17 protein-coding genes are annotated in these 20,788 nt (G+C 71.8%); 8 read left to right on the forward strand and 9 right to left on the reverse strand.

Annotated features, from left to right (window positions below; genetic code table 11):
* Positions 1 to 89 precede the first annotated feature (89 nt).
* Together OG570_RS42025 and OG570_RS42030 are read left to right on the forward strand one after the other, a co-directional pair.
* Positions 90 to 1,625: a hypothetical protein gene (locus OG570_RS42025; RefSeq protein WP_326954311.1), complete on the forward strand. Its 1,536-nt coding sequence runs from the start codon at positions 90 to 92 to the stop codon at positions 1,623 to 1,625.
* Complete coding sequence (locus OG570_RS42030) at positions 1,622 to 3,079, forward strand: MDR family MFS transporter (RefSeq protein ID WP_326954312.1); 1,458 nt, start codon at positions 1,622 to 1,624, stop codon at positions 3,077 to 3,079. Before OG570_RS42025 ends, OG570_RS42030 begins: the two co-directional genes overlap by 4 nt.
* A gap of 58 nt (positions 3,080 to 3,137) precedes the next feature.
* Here the strand turns inward: OG570_RS42030 and OG570_RS42035 are convergent, their stop codons facing one another.
* The 3 genes from OG570_RS42035 to OG570_RS42045 form a co-directional block, all read right to left on the reverse strand.
* On the reverse strand, positions 3,138 to 4,598 hold the full coding sequence (locus OG570_RS42035) for an alpha/beta hydrolase (RefSeq protein WP_326954313.1): 1,461 nt from the start codon (positions 4,596 to 4,598) through the stop codon (positions 3,138 to 3,140).
* Between the two features lie 109 nt (positions 4,599 to 4,707).
* Positions 4,708 to 5,085: an STAS domain-containing protein gene (locus tag OG570_RS42040; protein WP_326954314.1), complete on the reverse strand. Its 378-nt coding sequence runs from the start codon at positions 5,083 to 5,085 to the stop codon at positions 4,708 to 4,710.
* 304 nt (positions 5,086 to 5,389) lie between these two features.
* Positions 5,390 to 6,427: a fatty acid desaturase family protein gene (locus OG570_RS42045; RefSeq protein ID WP_326954315.1), complete on the reverse strand. Its 1,038-nt coding sequence runs from the start codon at positions 6,425 to 6,427 to the stop codon at positions 5,390 to 5,392.
* A 219-nt stretch (positions 6,428 to 6,646) separates the two neighbouring features.
* Between OG570_RS42045 and OG570_RS42050 the strand changes: the two genes are divergently transcribed.
* Positions 6,647 to 6,886 carry a hypothetical protein gene (locus OG570_RS42050; RefSeq protein WP_326954316.1) on the forward strand — a complete coding sequence of 80 codons (240 nt, stop codon included), beginning with the start codon at positions 6,647 to 6,649 and terminating at the stop codon, positions 6,884 to 6,886.
* Positions 6,887 to 6,905: 19 nt separating this feature from the next.
* On the opposite strand, the gene OG570_RS42055 is transcribed toward OG570_RS42050, so the two are convergent.
* Complete coding sequence (locus tag OG570_RS42055) at positions 6,906 to 7,724, reverse strand: phytanoyl-CoA dioxygenase family protein (protein ID WP_326954317.1); 819 nt, start codon at positions 7,722 to 7,724, stop codon at positions 6,906 to 6,908.
* Positions 7,725 to 7,796: 72 nt separating this feature from the next.
* Here OG570_RS42055 and OG570_RS42060 point away from each other — a divergent pair, with 72 nt between their 5' ends.
* Together OG570_RS42060 and OG570_RS42065 are read left to right on the forward strand one after the other, a co-directional pair.
* Positions 7,797 to 8,792 carry a LacI family DNA-binding transcriptional regulator gene (locus OG570_RS42060; protein WP_326954318.1) on the forward strand — a complete coding sequence of 332 codons (996 nt, stop codon included), beginning with the start codon at positions 7,797 to 7,799 and terminating at the stop codon, positions 8,790 to 8,792.
* Between the two features lie 100 nt (positions 8,793 to 8,892).
* Positions 8,893 to 9,720, forward strand: a complete 828-nt coding sequence (locus tag OG570_RS42065) for an SCO6745 family protein (RefSeq protein ID WP_326954319.1) — start codon at positions 8,893 to 8,895, stop codon at positions 9,718 to 9,720.
* A gap of 238 nt (positions 9,721 to 9,958) precedes the next feature.
* Here OG570_RS42065 and OG570_RS42070 read toward each other — a convergent pair whose 3' ends face one another.
* Entirely contained in the window at positions 9,959 to 10,825 is an 867-nt protein-coding gene (locus OG570_RS42070) for an alpha/beta fold hydrolase (RefSeq protein WP_326954320.1), read from the reverse strand.
* Between the two features lie 229 nt (positions 10,826 to 11,054).
* Here OG570_RS42070 and OG570_RS42075 point away from each other — a divergent pair, with 229 nt between their 5' ends.
* Together OG570_RS42075 and OG570_RS42080 are read left to right on the forward strand one after the other, a co-directional pair.
* Positions 11,055 to 12,764: a glycoside hydrolase family 3 N-terminal domain-containing protein gene (locus OG570_RS42075; RefSeq protein ID WP_326954321.1), complete on the forward strand. Its 1,710-nt coding sequence runs from the start codon at positions 11,055 to 11,057 to the stop codon at positions 12,762 to 12,764.
* On the forward strand, positions 12,761 to 15,283 hold the full coding sequence (locus OG570_RS42080) for a glycoside hydrolase family 3 C-terminal domain-containing protein (protein WP_326954322.1): 2,523 nt from the start codon (positions 12,761 to 12,763) through the stop codon (positions 15,281 to 15,283). Before OG570_RS42075 ends, OG570_RS42080 begins: the two co-directional genes overlap by 4 nt.
* Before the next feature lie 28 nt (positions 15,284 to 15,311).
* Here OG570_RS42080 and OG570_RS42085 read toward each other — a convergent pair whose 3' ends face one another.
* The 4 genes from OG570_RS42085 to OG570_RS42100 all read right to left on the reverse strand — a co-directional run bounded on the left by OG570_RS42085 (position 15,312) and on the right by OG570_RS42100 (position 18,610).
* Positions 15,312 to 15,548 carry a hypothetical protein gene (locus OG570_RS42085; protein ID WP_326954323.1) on the reverse strand — a complete coding sequence of 79 codons (237 nt, stop codon included), beginning with the start codon at positions 15,546 to 15,548 and terminating at the stop codon, positions 15,312 to 15,314.
* Positions 15,549 to 15,802: 254 nt separating this feature from the next.
* Positions 15,803 to 16,381 carry a LutC/YkgG family protein gene (locus OG570_RS42090; protein WP_326954324.1) on the reverse strand — a complete coding sequence of 193 codons (579 nt, stop codon included), beginning with the start codon at positions 16,379 to 16,381 and terminating at the stop codon, positions 15,803 to 15,805.
* Positions 16,378 to 17,817, reverse strand: coding sequence for a lactate utilization protein B (locus OG570_RS42095; protein ID WP_326960305.1), 1,440 nt, complete (start codon positions 17,815 to 17,817; stop codon positions 16,378 to 16,380). The genes OG570_RS42090 and OG570_RS42095 overlap by 4 nt, the downstream gene beginning before the upstream one ends.
* 67 nt (positions 17,818 to 17,884) lie before the next feature.
* The gene (locus OG570_RS42100; protein ID WP_326960307.1) at positions 17,885 to 18,610 is read right to left on the reverse strand and encodes a (Fe-S)-binding protein; all 726 of its coding nucleotides are present in this window, start codon (positions 18,608 to 18,610) and stop codon (positions 17,885 to 17,887) included.
* A 519-nt stretch (positions 18,611 to 19,129) separates the two neighbouring features.
* Between OG570_RS42100 and OG570_RS42105 the strand changes: the two genes are divergently transcribed.
* Positions 19,130 to 20,734 carry a beta-1,3-glucanase family protein gene (locus OG570_RS42105; protein ID WP_326948337.1) on the forward strand — a complete coding sequence of 535 codons (1,605 nt, stop codon included), beginning with the start codon at positions 19,130 to 19,132 and terminating at the stop codon, positions 20,732 to 20,734.
* The last annotated feature ends 54 nt before the right edge of the window (positions 20,735 to 20,788 follow it).

The following is a 20,788-nucleotide window of genomic DNA, read 5'->3' on the forward strand; positions in this document are numbered from 1 at the left end:
CGGGAGGAGCGCGTAGGCCCCGGACCCGTCCCCGAAGATCCACCTGTATCGTGAATCAAGCAGTTGCTTTAAACACCGGAAGGGGGCCCATGACCGGCTTCCGGGCTCGGCGGCTGACCCGGCCCGCGCCCCTGCGGGGGTCGAACGGCATCGCCTTCGGGCCGGACGGGCGGCTGTACGCGGCGCAGTTCCTGGCCGGGCAGATCAGCGCCGTCGACCTCGCCTCCGGTGACGTCGAGGTGATCGTGCCGGCCGGCGGGCCGGTGCAGGCGCCGGACGATCTCGCCTTCGGCGCGGACGGCTCGATGTACGTCACCGACCTGGTCCCCGGCCGGGTCTGGCGACGCCGGCCCGACGGCGCGTTCAGCCTGGTCACCGACCAGGTGCGGCTGCCCAACGGGATCGCCTGCGTCGGCGACCGGCTGTTCGTCAACGAGATGATCCCGGGCGGGCGCCTGCTGGAGCTGCGTGACGACGGGCCCGTGGTGCTCACCGGCGGGCTCGCCATGGGCAACGCCATGCAGCTCGGCCCGGACGGCCACCTCTACTACCCGCACATGATGACCGGCGAGGTCTTCCGCATCCCGCCCGACGGCGGCGAACCGGAGCTCGTCGCCGCGAACGTGCACGAGCCCGTCGCCGTCCGCTTCGACCAGGCCGGTGTGCTGCTCGTGCTCTCCCGCGGCGTCGCCGGCATCGTCACCCGTGTCGACCTCCACGGCTCCGGCACCGAATCCCTCGTCACCAGCGGGATTCCCGGGCTCGACAACGCCGCCTTCGACGACGGGAACCGGATGTACGTCTCCAGCTACACCGGCGGCGGCATCACCGAACTGCACCCCGACGGGCGCACCCGCGAGATCACGCCCCGCGGCCTCGCCGGCCCGTTCGGGGTGACGATCGACCTCGGCGGCGGCGTGCACACCGCCGACCACTACCGCGTCGCCCGCCCGCGCACGCCGGACGACGACGTCGCCACCACCGGGCTGCTCACCTTCGCGCACGGCATCACCGCCGACGGCGACCTGCTCCACCTCACCTCGCAGTACGGCCAGGTCCGGACGTACGACCGGACGACGCGGGCCGTGCGCACCCGGGCGTCCGGGCTGGACCAGCCGCTGGGGATCGCGCTGCGCCAGGACGGCGTGCTCGTGGTCGCCGAAGCCGGGGCCGGGCGGGTGCGCACCATCGACGCCGACGACACCGTCGGCGTGCTCGCCGAGGGACTCGGCCGCCCGGTCGACGTCGCGGTGGCCGATGACGGGCGCTGGTACGTCAGCGACGAGGACCGCGGCGCGGTGTACCGGCTCGACGGGGAGACGCCGGCCGTGCTCGCCGACGGGCTCGACCGTCCACAAGGGATCGTCGTGAGCGACGGCCGGCTGTTCGTCGCCGAAACCGGACGCCACCAGGTCGTCGAGGTCGACCTGACGACCGGGGAAAGCCGGACCGCGGCGGACCTTCCCGGGACCGGACCGTCCACAAGGGACCAACCCGCGCTGTTCGCCCACGGTATGCCGGGCGTGCCGCGGCCGTTCGCCGGCCTCGCCGCGGCGGCCGACCACAGCCTCTACCTCGCCGCCGACGGCGTCCTCCTGCACCTCACCCCCGCGGAAACGCCGTGACCGCGCCGGGACGCCGGCAGATCCTCCAGGCGCTCACCGGCCTGCTGCTGGCCCTGTTCGTCTCGACGCTGAGCAGCACCGTCGTCGCCACCGCGCTGCCCCGGATGCTGCGCGACCTGCACGGCTCGCCCACCCAGTACGCCTGGGTCGTCACCGCCACCCTGCTCGCCGCCACCGCCGCGACGCCGATCTGGGGCAAGCTCGCCGACCTCTACAGCAAGAAGTCCCTCATCCAGCTCACCGCCGGCGTGTTCATCGCCGGCTCGATCGCCGCCGGCCTGGCCCAGGACGCGGGGCAGCTGATCGGCGCCCGCGCGCTGCAGGGCATCGGCGTCGGCGGCCTGCAGTCGCTGGTGCAGATCGCCATCGCCACGATGATCCCGCCCCGCGAACGCGGCCGGTACGCCGGTTACCAGAGCAGCGTCACGGCGTTGTCCACGATCGGCGGGCCGCTGCTGGGCGGCTACCTCGTCGACACGTCGTGGCTGGGCTGGCGCTGGTGCTTCTTCATCGGCGTGCCCTTCGCGGTCGTCGCGATGGTGCTGCTGCAGCTGACCTTGCGCCTGCCCGTCGTGCGCCGTGACAACGTCCGCATCGACTACTGGGGCGCCACCCTGATCACCGGCGGGGTGAGCCTGCTGCTGATCTGGGTGTCGTTCGCCGGCGACTCGTTCGCCTGGGTCTCGTGGCCGAGCGCCGTCATGGTCGGTGGCACTCTGGTGCTGCTCGCGCTGGCCGTCCGGGTCGAGCTGCGGGCCGCCGAACCCGTGGTGCCGCCCCGCATCATCCGGCAGCGCACCACCGCGCTGGCCGTGCTCGGCAGCCTCGCCGCCGGCACCGCGATGTACGGCGCCGCCGTCTTCCTCAGCCAGTACTTCCAGGTCAGCCGCGGGCACTCCCCCACCGAGGCCGGGTTGCTGACCATCCCGATGATGGCGGGCATCCTGGTCTTCTCGATCGTCGCCGGCCGCCGGATCAGCCGCACCGGCCGGCTGAAGCCGTTCCTCGTCACCGGCGCCGTCAGCCTCGCCGCCGGGTTCGCCGGGCTGGGGCTCATCGACGAGCACACGCCGCTGGTCCTGATCGGTGTCGCCATGCTCCTGATCGGCGCCGGGGTCGGCATGACGCTGCAGAACTTCGTCCTCGTCGTGCAGAACGTCGTGCCGCTGCAGGACATCGGCGCGGCGAGCGCCACCGTGTCGTTCTTCCGGTCGCTGGGCGGCACGATCGGCGTCGCCGTGCTCGGCGCGATCCTCGCCCACCAGGTCGCCGGCAGCACAGCCGAAGGTGTCCCGGCGCCGGCCGCGTACGGGGCCGCCACCGGGCACATCTTCGCCATCTCCGCGGGCGTCGCGCTGCTGGGCGTGCTCGCGGCGGTCCTGCTCAAGCCGGTTGTGCTGCGCACCAGCCTGGACGTGCCCGCCCCGGCGAAGGACTCGTCCACGACCGGGTGACGTAAACGTTTGCGGGCCCAGCCGGTTTCAAAGCCGGCCGGGCCCGCAAACGCGTCGATCAGGGGGTTTCCGCTGCGCAGGACGTGTCGTGCGCCGGGCGCTCGCCCGTGACCAGGAAGTCGGTCACCGCGTTGTTGCCGCACTTGTTCGGCGCGACCACGTAGGCGCCGTGGCCTCCCTGGTCGATGGTGACCATCCGGGCCCGGTCACCGAACGCCGCGCGCAGCTTGCGGGCGTTCACCAGCGGGGTGCCCGGGTCGCGCCGGTTCTGCACCAGCAGGACGTTCGACGGCCCGTTCCCGGTGATCCGCACCTTCGGCTCCGTCGCCGGGGCCTGCCAGTACGCGCACGCCGAGATGTTCGCCGAAGCCGCGCCGAGCATCGGGTACCGGACGCGGTCGACCGCGACGTCACGCTGGTAGCCCGCCACCGACTTCGGCCAGACCGAGTCGGTGCAGATGACGGCGAACCGGGCGGCGAAGGCGTTCTCCGTGGCGGCCTCCCCGGCCAGCGTCGGCACCTTGCCCTGGTCCAGCGACTGCCACGCGGCCGCCAGCATGGGGAACGAGGTGTCGCCGTAGGTGAAGCTGAAGTTCAGCCCGCGGAAGATCCCGCCGGTGAACGCGCCGACCGGCTTCTTGTCCAGGCGGGCGGCCAGGTCGTAGAACTTCGCCGTCACCTGGGCGGGCGTGGTGCCCAGCCCGTACTCCGGGTGCGCCGCGGCGAACTTCGCGAAGTCCGGGAACCGGTCTTCCAGGCCCCGGCCGAAAGCCCGCATCGCGTCGACGTCGTAGCCGTCCGGCCCGAGGTTGCTGTCCAGCACGATCCGGTCGCTGCGCCGCGGGAACATCGTCGTGTACACCGCGCCCAGGTACGTGCCGTACGAGCCGCCCAGGTAGGAAACCTGGGTCTCGCCCAGCGCCTCGCGGATGCGGTCCATGTCCCGCGCGGTGTTCGCCGTCGTCACGTGCGGCAGCATCCACCCGGTCTTCGACGTCGCGCACTGCTTGGCTTCCGCCTTCGCGACCTGTGCCTGCTTCACGACGTCGGCCGCGTCCTTCGCGTAGGGCAGGTTGCCGATCGCCTGCTGCTCCGGCGTCAGGTCGCAGGTCACCGGCGTGCTGTGCCCGACGCCGCGCGGGTCGAACCCGATCACGTCGTACGCGTCGCGCACGCTCTGCGGCAGCGGGGCCGGCAACCCCTTGAGCGTCATCAGCTGCGGGTAGTCCCAGCCCCCGACGCCGGGACCGCCCGGGTTCGTCAGCAGCACCCCGCGCCGCTTTTCCGGGTTCTTGCTCGGCATCTTCGAAACCAGGAGGTCGATCTTGCGCCCGCCCGGGTCCCGGTAGTCCAGCGGCACCTTCAGCGTCGTGCACTGCAGGTCCGGGGTGGGGAACGTGGTGGCCGGACAGGACCCCCACTTCAGGGTGTCCGGCGGCGACGGCGCGGCGGACGCGCTCGGCACCAGGGCCGTCGCGGCGACCGCGGCGATCGCCGCGGCCAGCAAGAACTTCTTCATCGGTGTCCCTTCTCGTGGCGCCCCCTCGGCGCCAGGCGATGGTCGAATCCCATCGCGGACCGGGCTCACCGAACAGTGCGAAGGCATCACCAGTGGGCGTGACGTGACGTCACTGGTGGCGTTGCCTCGAGTGCGGGACGCTGGGCCCGGCTGCGGTGTGCAGCCCCCGCGTGCCGCCGACCGCGTCCGCCAGCCGCGCGTAGACGGGGACACGCACGTCGAGGGCGAACAGGCGCAGCACCCGGTTGACGGAGAAGGAGCGCGTCACGAGGGCGATCCGGCGCTGCTCGGCCCGGGCGCGGGCCGCGGCGCCTTCGAGGACGCGCACGCCGGCGATGCCCAGGACCGGGACGTCCGACAGGTCGACCACCGTCGTCGCGGGCAGGTCCCGCCAGAGGGCGCGCTGCAGCAGCCACGCCGTGGTCCCGTCGAGGATGCCGGCCGCGGCGACCACCAGCACCCCGGCCCCGGCTTCGCTCTGGCGCACCAGCAGCCGCGGCCCGGCGGACCGGCGCGGCTCCCGACTGGCAGGTGTTCCAGGGAATGGCTGTGCAGGAATCATGGCGCGGTCTCCCGGAGGCGTGGACAGGACCGTCCGCGCGGGGCCTGGGCGCCGACCTTCACTCTCCCGCCACCGTAATGCCCGCGACGGCGCGTCACAAACGCTGACGACGGGTGAGCGCCAGGTCAACCCGTGCGGCCGACACGGTTCGCCCGGTCGGCTGACGCCCGTGACCCTACGGTGATGCGCCGGCCGGTCCCGGTGGCCCTCCGGCACTGTCCGAAGTGGACTAGTGCGCTACGCGGAGCGGTGCGCTGACGTCGTGCAGGTAACGCAGGACGTAGTAGTACGTTTTGAACAACCCGCACTGGGCGTAGTCGATCCCGTGGTCGTCGCAGAACTTCCGCACCAGCGGTTGCGCGCGGCGCAGGTTGACCCGCGGCATGCTCGGGAACAGGTGGTGCTCGATCTGGTAGTTCAACCCGCCGAGGGTGAAGTCCACCCACGGGCCGCCGCGGACGTTGCGGCTGGTGAGCACCTGCTTGCGCAGGAAGTCGAGCTTCGTCTTGTCGGTGTAGGTGGGCATCCCCTTGTGGCCCGGCGCGAACGAGCAGCCCATGTACACCCCCCACAGCCCCTGGTGCACGGCGATGAACGCCAGCGCCACCGGCGGGGACAGCACGACGAACACCGCGCCGAGGTAGACGCCGATGTGGGCGAAGAGCAACACCGCTTCGAGCCGGCGGTGCTTGACCTCGTCGTCGCGCACGGCCTGGATGCCGGCCCAGTGCAGGCTCAGCCCTTCCAGCAGCAGCAACGGGAAGAACAGGAACGCCTGGTACTTCGACGTCCAGCGCACGAGCCCGCGCTTGTCACCCGTCTGCCCGCGGGTGAAGGCGAGCAGCGGGATGTCGATGTCGGGGTCGTCGTCCTCGTGGTTGGGGCCGGCGTGGTGACGGGTGTGCTTGCCCATCCACCAGCCGTAGCTCATGCCGACGATCCCGCCGAGGGCGTAGCCCAGCCGGTCGTTGGCCCGGCCGGTGCGGAAGATCTGGTTGTGCCCCGCGTCGTGGCCGAGGAACGCGATCTGGGCGAACATCACGGCGAAGAACACCGCGGTCGCCAGTTGCCACCACGAGTCGCCCAGCAGCACGAACGCCACGCAGCCGCCGGCCAGGGCGAGCAGCGTGAGGCTGATTTTCACCGCGTAGTAACCGTAACGCCGGTCGAGCAGCCCTTCGCTGCGCACCAGGCGGCCGAGATCACCGAAGTCGTTGCGCGACGTCGCGCGCGCGCCCGCCTCGGCGCTCATCGGAGACGTAGTCATGTGTTTCCTTCCCAGTCCTGCGGCGCCGAGGACTGAGGCCACCACTTGTCTACCCGCGCCGGATTCCCGGACGCGGGTCGCGCTAAACAAGATCACGCTGTGCCGCGCCTCTCCGATCTCGTTTATCGGGGAGCCGTCCGGGTAGCCGATCGCACTACAGGCCGATGTCCGCGTCGGTACCGCCGAGGCACGGATCTGCCTCTACCCCCGGAGGTTCGCATGACCCAAGACCGCGACCAGTCGCCGCAGCGAGACAGCGGGTCGCCCCCGACGCCGGAAGCGGCGGAGAACGAAGCTCGCGAGCCGGTTCCGCCCGTGGCGCCTTATTCGGCCGCGCCGCCGCCCTCGGCGCCGCCCGTGGCACCGGCCGCGACGCCACCCGTCGCGCCCTACTCGGCCGCGGCCGGACCGGGCGGGTTCGCCGCACCGCAGCCGCCGGAACCGCCGGAACAGTCCTGACCCACGGCCCGGGGTCGCGTCACTCACCCATCACCAGGCCTTCGATCGTGTGCTTCTGGGTGATGGGCGTCAGGGTGCCGACGATCGGGCAGCGCAGGTGGGCGCGCACGGACGCCGGCAGCGACGCCCAGTACCCGCGCGTCACGGCGGTGTCGTGGTGGGCGTCGTGGCCCGCGCCCGGTGCGTCGAGACCCAGCACGAGGACCGGGCGGGCCTTCCTCGACCGGTTCGCGGTGCCGCGGTGCACGGTCAGCGCCGACCGGATCGAGATGTCCCCCATCTTCGGGAACTTGCGCGTCGCGCGCTCCCGGTAGCGCGGGTAGGTCTCGCGCGCCGGGAACATGCCGTGCTCGAACGCGCCGCCGTCGTCCCGGTGCGTGCCGGGGGCGATCTCGAACGGCCCCATGTCCGGTTCGGTGTCGACGGCGGTGACGTTGACCGCGAGCGACGTCAACGCGGTCCCCTCCGGGGCCGGGAAGTCGCGGTGCCACGGCTGGTCGGCCGCGCCGGCCAGCGGGACGTCGAAGCCGACCTCGACGATCCGGTACTCCGGGCCCAGCACCGCCTCGGCGATCGCGGTGATCCACGGGTGGGTGGCCAGGTCGGTGAACCCGCGCAGCTGCTCCGGGTGGATCTCGACGTAGAAGCGGTTCGGACCGCGGCCGACGGCACCGTCCGGCCTCGCGCGAGCTTCGGCGAACGCGGTGTCGATGTCCTCGCCGAGCCGCGTCACCCAGTCGCGGGTGAAGGCGCCTGGGAGGCCGATGATGCCGTCCTCGTGCAGGCGGTCGGTGTGGGACTCGACTTCGGCGGCGGTGAACGGGGTCACTCGGGTCATTGGCGGACCTCCTGACGGCGTGGCAGCCAGTTTGCAACGTGGCATGCCACGTTGCAAGGTTAGGGTACGAAGATGAGCCCGAAGCTGCGTGATGTGGCCGAGCACGCCGGGGTGTCGGTGCGGACGGTGTCCAACGTCGTCAACGGGTTCCGGTACGTCGCCCCGGCGACCCGGGAGCGGGTGCAGGCGAGCATCGACGCGCTCGGCTACCTGCCCAACCTGGCCGCCCGGACGCTGCGCCGCGGCCGGACCGGCCTGGTGGCGCTGGTGATCCCCGAGATCGACTCGCCGTACTTCGCCGAGCTGGCCGCGCGGACCGTGCGCATCGCCGGCGCCCGGGGGCTGACGGTGCTCATCGACCAGACCGACGGCGACGCCGAGCGCGAGAAGCAGCTGCTGCACGGCAAGCGCAGCCAGCTCGTCGACGGCGTGCTGTTCAGCCCGTGGGCGGTGGCGCCCGCGGAGCTGGCCGCCCGCACCGACACGGTCCCCCTGGTGCTGCTGGGCGAGCACGACGGCACGGCGGGCGTCGACCACGTCGCGATCGACAACGTCGCGGCCGCGCGCGAGGCGACCGAGCACCTGCTGGCGTCGGGCCGCCGGCGCGTCGCGGCGGTCGGCATCCAGCCGGAGTCCCTGAACGCGACCGCCCGCCAGCGTCTCGCGGGCTACCGGGCCGCGCTGGCCGGCGCGGGTTTGCCGGCCGACCCGGAGCTGGAGGTGCCGGTCCCGCGTCTGCACCGCGCCGACGGCCACCGCGCGATGCTGCGGCTGCTGGACTTGCCGCAGCCCCCGGACGCGGTGTTCTGCTTCACCGACGAGCTGGCGCTGGGCGCTCTGCGCGCGGCGGCCGACCGGGGCGTCGCGGTGCCGGATTCCCTGGCGCTGGTGGGATTCGACGACATCGAGGACGGCCGCTACAGCGTCCCGTCGCTCACGACGGTGGCCCCGGACAAGGACCGCATCGCCGAGCTGGCCCTGGACCGCCTCACCCGGCGGGCGGGCGCGGCGGAACCACCGCGGTCGATCGTCGCGCCGCACCGCCTGGTCGTGCGCGGCACGAGCTGACCGGCCGCCGGCGCGGGGACCGGTCCCCGCAGCGGCGGGATACAACCTGCCGATCGATCCACCGCGCGGTGCGCGACCCGGGCAAACCGTAAGGAAGCACATGACTCACCTCGCCCGTCGCATGTTCGAGCTCCTCGAGCCGATCTGCCTGGTCACCTTCTTCGCCGACGAGAGCAACGAGGAGCAGGCCGCGCTCGGCCACCGCACCTACTGGGACGGCTACTTCGCCGGCCGCGCCGCTCCGCTGGGGCGGGTGCCGGCGCAGGTCGTGCACGCGGCCTTCTACAACTTCGCCGACGGCGAGGCCGCGCGGCACATCCCGAGCGCGTGGGAGACGATCCCGCCCGAGGCGTCGCTCGCCGCGCGGGAGCGGGGCAGCGCGGCGTCCCTGCGGCGGATCCTCGGCGACGAGCTGGCCGGCTCCCCGGGCCTGGTGCGCGCCGCCGACCTGACGACCAAGGCCGCGACGAGCGCGCCCACCGCGGGCCGGGTGATGTACGCCGGGATGCGCACCGTCGCGGTGCCGGGCGACCCGGTCGCCCGGCTGTGGCACTCCGCGACCATGCTGCGCGAGCACCGCGGTGACGGGCACATCGCCGCGCTGGTCGGCGCGGGCATCGGCGGCACGGAGTCGCACGTGCTCAGCGCGCTGGACATGGACATCCACCCGGCGGAGTCGTTCGGGCGCATCCACCACCTGCCGAAGGAGCGGCTGGCCGAGGTCATGGCGGGCTTGCGCAAGCGCGGGCTGGTCGACGCCGAGGGCCGGTTCACCGACTCGGGCCGCGAGACCAAGTACCGCATCGAAGCCCTGACCGACGCTCTCGCCGTCCCGCCGTACGAAGCCCTGTCCCCTGCCGAACTCGACGAGCTGATCACCGAGCTGGAACCCATCACCGCGCGGCTGGTGGCCACGGGATCCCAGTGACGACAGGGTTTCAGCCGACGACGACCGGGACGTCGGGCGACGCGTCGATCGTGTAGGACGTACAGCCAGCACGGTCGAAGCCCGCTGATCCGCACCTCCGCGAGCGCCTGCCGAGGCACCGGGGCGAACCCCCGATGCCTCGACGCCGGCCGGGCCGCACCGCAGTAACCAAGGCGTGCCGCGAGAGGAACGCGACCCAGCACGCCGAGAGCCCCTGATCTACGGTCTCGGCAATTCTTCACTGTTCACGAAGGAACTCACGGATGGCCCGGACCACCTCACCCGGTGCCTGTTCGGCCTGGTGGTGTCCGGAATGGACGGCCACACCGCGGAGTTCGCCGGCGATCCAGGGGCGCCAGATCTCGAGGGGGTCGCCGTGGATGTCGATGTCGTCCTCGGTCGCGGCCAGCAGCAGGGTCGGGCAGCGCACCTGGCGCCCGGCCGCGCGGTCGGCTTCCTCGTGCTCGCGGTCGACCCGCAGGCCGGCGCGGTAGTCCTCGCACATGCCGTGGACGACGGCGGGGTCCCGCAGCGCCGCCCAGACGTCGGCGTGGTTGTCCTCGCCCATCTCGTACGGCAGCGGCGTGCGGTACCAGGCGCCGGGGTCGGCGTTGATGACCCGCTCGGCCGGTTTGTCGGTCTGGGCCAGGAACCACCAGTGCCACCACGCGCGGACGAAGTCCTCGTTGAGCCGCTCGAGGTGCTCGGTGACGGGCAGGCCGTCCATCACGACGAGCCGGTCGATGGTGCCCGGGTGGTCCATCGCGGCCCGGAAGGCGACGAGCGAACCGCGGTCGTGGCCGGCGATCGAGAACCGCTCGTGCCCGAGGTGGCGCATCAGGGCCACGATGTCGCCGGCCATCGCCCGCTTGGCCGACTGCGTGTGCCCGGGCTCGTCCGGCGGCAGCGTCGACTGCCCGTAACCGCGCAGATCGGGGCAGACGACGAAGTGGTCGTCGGCCAGTTCCGGCGCGACCCGGTGCCAGGTGGTGTGGGTCCGGGGGTGGCCGTGGACCAGGACCACCGGCGGGCCCGACCCGCCGTGCCGCACCCGCAACCGCACCGGCCCGACGTCGACGGTCTCCAGCGTGAAGCCCCTGAACACGCGTGCTCCTCTCCTGCGAAACGGCGCGCTGCCGCCTTGACGGACTACCCACCCGGCCCGCGCCGTAACGAGCCGCCGGTGACTGTCCGGTTCCTGACAAAGCCTGGCGATCAGCACGTCTTGACCCTGCGCGGATCCGGGTCGTAGGCTCAGCGGACTTCGATTGAAACGTTATAAGTCCGGTTCCGGACGCGGATTCGTCGCGCGCAGAATTCCGAGAGGATCACGCATGCCCCTGCTCACCGGCGAGCACCGGCCCGGCCGTTCACGGCGACGTTGGACCGCCGGGGTGCTGGCGGCGCTGCTCCTCACCCCGGCTGTACCCGCGGCCGCGGCGGAATCACCCCAGGCGGCCTGCCCGTGGCTCGGGTCCACAGCCGCGCCGGCCGAGCGGGCCGCGCAGGTGCTGGCCCAGATGACCACCGACGAGAAGCTGTCGATGACGCACGGCTCCCAGCTCCCCGGGTACGCCGGTGTGGTGGCGCCGATCCCCCGGCTGTGCGTGCCCGCGCTGAACCTCAACGACGGCGGTGCCGGCGTGGTCATGGGCGGGACGACGGCGCTGCCGGCCCCGGTGGCCGCCGCGGCGAGCTGGGACCCGGCCGCCGAACTGGCCTACGGCAACGTCGTCGGCGCCGAGGCCAAGACGAAGGGCGTCGGCGTCAACCTCGGGCCCGACGTCAACCTCGTGCGCGACCCGCGCGGCGGGCGCGTCTTCGAGATGGCGGGCGAGGACCCCTACCTGGCCGGCGCGATGGCGACGCAGTACGTCCAGGGTGTGCAGTCCCGCTCCGTGATGACCGACCTCAAGCACCTGGTGGCCAACGACACCGAGCAGAACCGCAACAACGCCGACGCGATCATCGACGAGCGCACCCTCAACGAGATCTACTACCCGGCGTTCAAGCAGGCGGTGCAGCAGGGCAACGCGGCATCCATCATGGCCGCCACCCGTCTCGTGAACGGCGTGCACGCCAACGAAAACGCCAGCCTGCTCAAGGACACCGCCAAGCAGGACTGGGGCTTCGACGGTTTCGTCGTCACCGACTGGGACGGCGCCCGCAGCACGGTCCAAGCCGCGAACGCCGAACTCGACCTGACCATGCCGACGCCGGGCAACTTCGGGCAGCCCCTGGCCGACGCCGTCCGCTCCGGAGCGGTCAGCATGGCCGTGCTCAACGACAAGGTCGCCCGGCTGCTGACCGAGGAGTTCGCCTACGGCCTCTTCGACACCGTCGCCGGATCGCCGGCCGCGACGGCCACCACCCCCGAACACGTCGCCACGGCCCGCGACATCGCGGCGGCGGGCACCGTCCTGATGAAGAACCAGGGCAACGTGCTCCCGCTGAACCCCTCGGCAACGCCGTCGGTCGCGGTGCTCGGAGCGGCCGCGAAGGACGCGCCGATCACCGGCGGTGGCGGCAGTTCGCACGTCCCGGTCGACCCGGCGGCGGTCGTCACGGTCGCCGACGGCATCGCCGCCCGGCTGGGCACCGCGGGCCGGGTCGACTACGCCGGCTCGTGGGCCGCGAGCGCGTCGTCCTCGGCGAGCGCGGGTGACCAGCCGCGCAACATGGTCGACGGCAACCCGGCGACCCGGTGGTCCAGCGGCGTCCCGATGGCGCCCGGGCAATGGGTTTCGGTCGACACCGGAGCGCTCCACCCGATCGACCAGGTCACGATCGACGCGGGCAACGACACCGACTACGCCCGCGGGTACGAGGTCTCCCTTTCCACCGACGGGACGTCGTGGGGCGCGCCGGTCGCGACCGGTGCGGGCACCGGCCAGCTGATCACGGCGACGTTCCCGGTCCAGCAGGCGCGCTACGTCAAGGTCACGCAGACGGGAACGGCTTCCAGTTGGTGGTCGATCACCGAACTCACCGTATCCGCGAACGGAATCCCTTGGCGCACACGGGTCTGTCGGTGCCGGGCGTGACCGACAAGCTGCCGACCGTCCCGTCCGCGCAGTTCAGCACGGCGAGCGGGCAGCCGGGCCTGACCACCGAGTACTTCAACAACCTCGATCTGTCGGGCAAACCGGCGCTGACGCGCGTCGAGCCGAACGTCGACGACCACTACACCCAAGCCCCGGGGCCCGGCGTCAACCCGGCCGGGTTCTCCGTGCGGTGGCGGGGTTTCCTCACCGCCCCCGTCACCGGCACGTACACCTTCTCGATGGCCAACACCGGCGGCATCCGGATGACGGTCGGCGGCCAGCCGGTCTTCCAGGACTGGGCGCAGTACGGCCCCGGTGTCTCCGCGATCCGCCTGCAGGGCGGCGTCAAGACGCCCATCACCGTCGAGAACTACCAGCCGGTGAACGGCCCGACCGGGCCGGTGGCCGGGACGCCGACCAGCCCGCCCGGCAACGGGTCCGTCACCCTCGGCTGGCAGGTCCCCGACGTCGCCGCGATCGCGGCCGCCGCGGCGCTGGCCAAGCAGGACAGCGTCGCCGTCGTCGTGGTCAACGACGACGAGAGCGAGGACGGTGACCGGCAGAACCTCACCCTGCCCGGCGCCCAGGACGACCTGGTGGCCGCCGTCGCCGCGGCCAACCCGCGCACGATCGTCGTGCTCAACACCGGCGCGCCCGTGCTCATGCCGTGGCTCGACTCGGTGAGCGGCGTGCTCGAGTCCTGGTACGGCGGCCAGCAAAACGGCGCCGCACTCGCGTCCGTCCTGTTCGGCGACGTCAACCCGTCGGGCAAGCTGCCGCAGACGTGGCCCGCGAGCATGGCGCAGCTGCCGACCGCCGACCCGGCGCGTTACCCCGGCGTCGTCGATGTCGCGACCAACACGACCGCGTTCCACTACAGCGAAGGCCTGAACGTCGGTTACCGCTGGTACGACGCCCACAACCTGACGCCGTTGTTCCCGTTCGGATTCGGCCTGACGTACTCGTCGTTCGCCTTCAGCGACCTCGACGTCTCACCGCGCCTCGCCGTCACCGCGGGCCCGGCGAAGGTCACGGCGACGGTGAAGAACACCGGCACGCGCACGGCGTCCGAGGTCGCGCAGCTCTACGTCGGCGACCCGGCCAGCGCCGGCGAACCGCCCAAGCAGCTCAAGGGGTTCCAGCGCGTCACGCTCCAGCCGGGCCGGTCCCAGCGCGTCACCTTCACGCTCGCGCCGTCGGACCTGCAGACGTGGGACAGCAAGGCCCACACCTGGACGACGAACCCCGGCACGTACCGGCTGTTCGTCGGCGACTCGTCCCGGAACCTGCCGCTGACGTCGTCCTACACGCTGCTGCAGTCGACCGGCGCGCGGACCGTCACGGCGGCCGCGCCCTCGACGCTCGATCCCGCGCACGGCACCGTCGTCACCACGACGCTCACCCCCGGCGGGACCCAGCTGCTGACCCACGTCCAGCTCGGCCTCGACCTGCCGAGCGGCTGGCAGGCGAAGCCGCTGACCCCGGCGACGTTCCCTCTCGTCACGCCGGGCGCCCGGCTGCAGACGTCGTGGCTGGTGACTCCGCCGGCCGACGCCCAGAGCCGGTTGTGGCGGCTGACCGCCTCGGCGACGGCGAACGGGGGCTTCCGCTCGACGTCCGGGCTCCAGGTCACCGTGGGCCCGCTGGTGTCGGCGCAGTTCACGTCGGCGACCAAGATGGCCCAGCCGGGCACGAGTTTCGGCGCCACCCTGACCTTGCGCAACACGACCGACGCACCCGTCACGGTGGCCGCGCACATCGACGCTCCGGCCGGGGTGACCGTCACGCCCGCGCAGGTGCCGGTGGTGCTGCGCCCGCGGTCGACGTCCACCACGGCGCTGACCGTCGCGGTCGGCAGCGGCGCGAAGTCCGCGTCCCTGGATCTGTCCGGCACCGTCAGCTCGTCGGGACGTGACCGGCCGTTGCAGGGCAGTTCCCTTGCGCTGCCGTTGTTGTTCGGGTCGCTCGCCGACGCGTACGACGACACCGCCGTCAGCGCAGATGCGGCACCGCAGAGCGCGAACTTCGACGGCTCGGGCTACAGCTACTCCGCCCAGGCCCTCGCCGAGGCCGGTCTCGTGCCAGGTCAGCCCGTCACGCACGGACCGGTCACCTTCATCTGGCCGTCGGGGGCGCCCGACAACGTCGTCGCGGCGGGCCAGCACGTCGCCGTCGGCAAGAGCGGGTCGCAGCTGTGGTTCCTCGGCTCGGCGAACAACGGGAGCGGGTCGGGCGCCGGGACGATCACCTACACCGACGGCAGCACGGCGCCGTTCACGCTCGGGCTGACCAACTGGACGCCGAGCACTCCCCTGCCCGGCAACGAACTCGTCGCCACCGCGCCCCGGTGGAACCGGCCCGCGGGCAGCCCGTACCCGGCGGAGACCGCGGTGAGCGTCTACGCGACGCCGGTGCCGCTGACCGCGGGCAAGACGGTCGCGTACGTGACCCTGCCGACCACGGTCACCGGCGACCAGGCCGGCACCCGGCTGCACGTGTTCGCCTTGGCCGTCGCATGAGGCGCCGGACGTGGACGGTGTCCAGGTCTCACTCCCGCGACTGCTCCGCGGGTGAGACGCCGGGGAGCGGCTTGCCGATGAGGGCGAGCGGGATGAAGAAGCCGACCTGCCCGAGCGCGACGGCGAGGGAGGCGATCGCCTTCTCGTCGTAGTGCGCGCACGCCTGCGCGTACAGCTCGCCAGGGACGCGTTCGCCGTGCGGGCTGGCGGTGAAGACGGCTTCCGCCAGCACGAAGGCGACCCGTTCGGCGCCGGTGAAGTGCATCGCGTCCCACCAGGACGCGACGGCGGTGATGCGCGTCCCGGCGGGCGGTTGTGACCGCCGTGGTTTTGCCTGGCACCCCGAAGTCTGATTGTGACTACGGCAGCGGATCACGTGTCAAGGCGGGAAAGCGTGCCTTGACACGTGCTCGGCTGCCGTGTTGTGGCTTCGGATCGGGGTGCTGGGCGGGGGCTGGGTGCCCTCGGGCTTTGGGTGGTTTGGTGCGCTCTTAGCGCTTCACCGTGACCCGCCGTTCCTCACTCCGTGACGATGATGACGTGCAGGGTTCTTGGGCCGTGTACGCCCTCCACCCTCGTCAGCTCTATGTCGCTCGTCGCGCTCGGGCCGCTGATCCACGTCTGCGGGCTCGTCGGGTCCAGTGCTGCCACCGCTTGGGGGACGCCTGGGACGATGTCGCGCTCTCGCAGTACGCACACGTGGATGTCCGGGACCAGGGTCAGTGCTCTGCGGCCCTGGCCGGGGCCGTGGTCCAGTACTAGGGAGCCCGTCGTGGCGATGCCCAGTGTTGCCGTGGTGACCACCGCGTCGAACGTGGTCAGGTCCGGCGCGTCGGGGGTTCCGTTCAAGGTGATCGGGAAGCCCTTTGGTACCAGGACTTTCCGCGCGTCGCCCAGGGCTGTTCGGATGGCTTCGGGTAGCTCGGCCGTTGTGCAGCGGGTCAGCGCCGCTCGGTAGTCGACCACTCGCTCGGCGAACAAGTCCACTGTGTCCGGTGGTGTCACCGTTCGGTAGCCGCGTGGTACCGGTGCTTCCGTGCGGTCCGTGTTCTGCAGGGCGCCTCGGACGGCGGCCAGGATCTCTTCGCGCGCGGTCATGGGCGGCCTTCCCTGCGCCACCACGTCCGGAACGACTCTCGTGGTGGGGCCGGCAGGTCTCGGGCGTTCGTCCACAGGGAACCCGGCCACGGGAGGCGGCTCATCGCTCGGCGGCCGCCCGGTAGCACTCGCTTGCCGAAGCGGGTCAACGCTCGGTTGGCGATGCTCAGTCCGCGTTCCGCGACGCCCAGGCGTCGGGCGTCCGACAGCAGCCAGGATGCCGACTTCATCGCCAGCGCCTCGGGTTTCGGGGCGCCGTCGCGGTGGGCGTCGACGACTTTCGCGCGCAGGTGGACCAGGACCTCGGGGATGTCGATGCGCACCGGGCAGGCTTCGAAACACGCGCCGCACAGGCTGGAGGCGTACGGTAGCGAGTCCGTCTGCTCGTCGACGCCGACGCCCTTCAGCAGCGGGTTCAGGATGGCGCCGATCGGGCCCGGGTAGACCGAGCCGTACGCGTGGCCGCCCGTCCGCTCGTACACCGGGCAGACGTTCAGGCACGCCGAGCAGCGGATGCAGCGCAGCGCCTGGCGGCCGACCTCGTCGGCCAGCGCGCGGGTTCTCCCGTTGTCCAGCAGCACCACGTGCATCTCCTGCGGCCCGTCGCCGGGCGTGACGCCCGACCAGGTCGAGGTGTACGGGTTCATCCGCTCCCCCGTGCTGGAGCGCGGCAGCAGCTGCAGGAAGACGTCCAGGTCGGTCCAGGTCGGCACGATCTTCTCGATGCCGACGACGGAGACGAGCACCTCCGGCAGCGTCAGGCACATCCGGCCGTTGCCCTCGGACTCGACGACGACCAGGGTGCCGCTGTCGGCGACCGCGAAGTTCGCGCCGGACACGGCCATCCGCGCCCGCAGGAACTTCTCCCGCAGGTGCGAGCGCGCGGCGGCGGCCAAGTCGGCGGGCTCGTCCGACAGGCCCGGGGGCGCGTCGGCCATGTTCCGGCGGAAGATCTCGCAGATCTCCGCGCGGTTGCGGTGGATGGCGGGCACCAGGATGTGGCTCGGCAGGTCGTCGCCGAGTTGCACGATCAGCTCCGCGAGGTCGGTCTCCCACGCGGTGACGCCCTGCTCGGCCAGTGCCTCGTTGAGCCCGATCTCCTGCGTGGCCATCGACTTGACCTTCACGACCTCGTCGACGCCGTGTGTGTGCGCGATCTTCGCGACGATCGCGCACGCCTCCGCGGCGTCACGCGCCCAGTGCACGGTCGCGCCGCGCGCCTGCAGGGACGCTTCCAGCTGCAGCAGGTACTCGTCGAGGCGGCGCAGCGTGTTGTCCTTGATCGCCGCACCGGCCACCCGCAGTTCCTCCCACTCCTCGACCTCGCCCACGACGGCCGCGCGCTTGGCGCGGATGGTGCCGGTGGCGTGCGCGAGGTTGCGGCGCAGCTGGGTGTCGGAAAGCGCTTTCCGGGCCGCCTCGGGAAAGGCCGGCATGCCGACGAACGTCGCGCTCACGCATCCTCCTGTGCCGTGCGGGACACCCGGGCCGGGCGAGTGGTGCTCACGCGTCCTCCTCGGTCGAAGCGAGCACGTCGGCCAGGTGCATCACGCGCACGCCGCTGCGTTCGCGCGAGAGCAGGCCGCCGATGTGCAGCAGGCACGAGTTGTCCCCCGCCACCAGCACCTCGGCGCCGGTGCCGCGGACGTGCCGGGCCTTGTCCGCGCCCATCGCCGTCGACGTCTCGGCGTTCTTCACCGCGAACGTGCCGCCGAAACCGCAGCACTCCTCGGCCGCCGGCAGCTCGACGAGGTCCAGCCCGCGCACCTCGCGCAGCAGCCGCAGCGGCTTGTCGCCGACGCCGAGCAGCCGCAGCGAGTGGCAGGTCGGGTGGTAGGTGACGCGGTGCGGGAAGTAGGCGCCCACGTCGGTCACGCCGAGCACGTCGACGAGGAACTCGCTCAGCTCGTACACCTTCGGCGCCGCCGACGCGAGCCGCTCGTCCCCCGCGCGGCGCGCGACGATGGCGTGCTGGTGGCGGATCGACCCCGCGCACGAGCCGGACGGCGTGACGATCGCGTCGTAGCCCGCGAAGGCGTCGACGAACGTCCGCACCACCGGCACGGCCTCGTCGAGGTAGCCGGTGTTGACCATCGGCTGCGCGCAGCAGGTCTGCCCGGCCGGGAAGTCCGCGTCGACGCCGAGGCGGCGCAGCAGCCGGAACACCGACTTGCCGGTGTCGGGGAACAGCGAGTCGTTGACGCAGGTGACCATGACGGCGACGTTCAGTCCCGGCCGCCGCACCATCGTACCCTCCGCATTGAAAGGTTTCACAAACTCGACGCGGTGACGCTACAACGCACCCGAAGGCGAAGTCAATGAACCGGCACAACACCACTTCGCAGCCTGACGGCGTGAGTTGTGACGTTTCAACACGCCGCTCGACGGTCGAAGTCCGCCCGGCGGGCCGGCAGCGGGGTCCGACGTCGCGGCCCGGAAGGCCGTGGTCGTCCAGCTCGCGGCCGCGTCGAGCGAGCCCGACGCCGGCCGGGTCCGCCCTGTCAACGGCCGCCAGGGCAACGGCGCTGCACGAGAAGCTCTCAATACGTCTAGACCATTGACCCGGTGAGTGGCACAGGCCTACCGTCGCGCTACTCCGTCGACGATCGTCGGCCCGTGAAAACGAGTTCAGCCGTTCCTGTCCGAAGTGTCCGCGCCCTTCGCGACGGCGCGCGCTGACAACGTTGTCGCGTTCCGCTTTCGCGTTTTCCGATCGGAGTCACCCCACCCCGGACAAAGGAGTCGCCGATGCGAACTCGAAGAAAGCTGACCGCGATCATCGCCGCGCTCGCGGCGGTCGCGGCGACGGCCGTATGGGGCGGCGTCACCCCCGCCGCCGCCTCCGGTCCCGCGCTCCTGCCGTTGTCCATCACCAACAACACCGGCCGCGGCGACGCCGTCTACCTGTACGTGCTCGGCGTCAACCTCAGCACCGGCCGGCTCGGGTACGTCAACGCCGGCGGCACCTTCACCGCGTGGAGCCCCGGCGGCAACCCCCCGACCCCGGCACCCGACGTCTCCATCGCCGGCCCGGGCAACGGCGGCAGCACGACGATCCAGGTGCCGCGCAACATCTCCGGCCGCGTGTACTTCTCGATGGGCCAGCGCCTGAACTTCTACCTCACGCCCGACGGCCTGGTCCAGCCGGCGCCGTGGGCCGGCGGCGACTCGAACCGCGACATCCTGTTCGACTGGAGCGAGTTCACCTACAACGACGCCGGTCTCTGGCTGAACAGCTCCCAAGTGGACATGTTCGCCATCCCGCACACGGTGAGCGTCACGACCGGGGCCGGCGCGGTGAACTCGACCGGCACGCTCGTCGCGAACGGCCGGGACAACGTCATCAACGGCATCAAGGGCCAGTCCGGCTGGGGCGGTTCCGTCTACACCCGCTCCGACGGCACGGTCCTGCGCGTCCTCGCCCCCGGCAAGGCGGCCGACGCGGGTCAGCTCAGCAGCACCTACCTCGACCCGTACATCAACTCCGCGTGGAACGCCTACACCGGCAAGACGCTGACCGTCGTGCCGTTCGGGGACCAGCCGAACACCAAGTACTTCGGCCGCACCTCCGGCAACGTCATGAACTTCACGAACAGCGCCGGGCAGCAGGTGGCGTCGTTCCAGAAGCCGTCCTCGGCCAACGTCTGGGGTTGTGACGGCGCACTGGCCGCCCCGAACGACCAGGTCGTCGGCCCGATCTCCCGGACGCTATGCGCCGCGCTCAACCGCGGCACGCTGGGCACGATCGACACCCAGCCCAGCAGCAACGCCGGGGACTTCTACAAGAACAGCCCGACCAACCAGTACGCGCGGCTGGTGCACGCGAACATGGCCGACGGCAAGGCCTACGCGTTCGCCTTCGACGACGTCGGCAACTTCGAGTCCCTGGTGAACGACGGCAGCCCCCGGGCCGCGGGCATCACGCTGAACAGCTTCACCGGCGGCGGCGGGACGACCCCGCCCCCGACGTCGGGCAACCGGCTCATCAGCAACTGGAACGGCAAGTGCATCGACGTGCCGAGCCAGAACTTCGCCGACGGCGTCCACCTCCAGACCTGGGGGTGCAACAACACCGTGGCCCAGAACTGGACGTTCTCCGGCGGCACGCTGAAGACGCAGAACAACATGTGCATGGACGTCGCCTGGGGCTCCACGGCGAACGGGGCGGTCATCCAGATCGCCACGTGCAGCGGCAACGCCGCCCAGCAGTTCGTCCTGAGCGCGGCGGGCGACCTCGTCAACCCGCAGGCCAACAAGTGCGTGGACATCCAAGCCTGGAACGGCAACGACGGAGCGGCCCTCGCGCTGTGGGACTGCACCGGCGGAGCGAACCAGAAGTGGCACCAGGGCTGACCTGGTGACGACCGTGGTGGCCCTCGCGTGTTGGGGCCACCACGGTTCCGCATC

The sequence above is a fragment of the Amycolatopsis sp. NBC_01286 genome (assembly GCF_035982555.1).
Taxonomy (GTDB): domain Bacteria; phylum Actinomycetota; class Actinomycetes; order Mycobacteriales; family Pseudonocardiaceae; genus Amycolatopsis.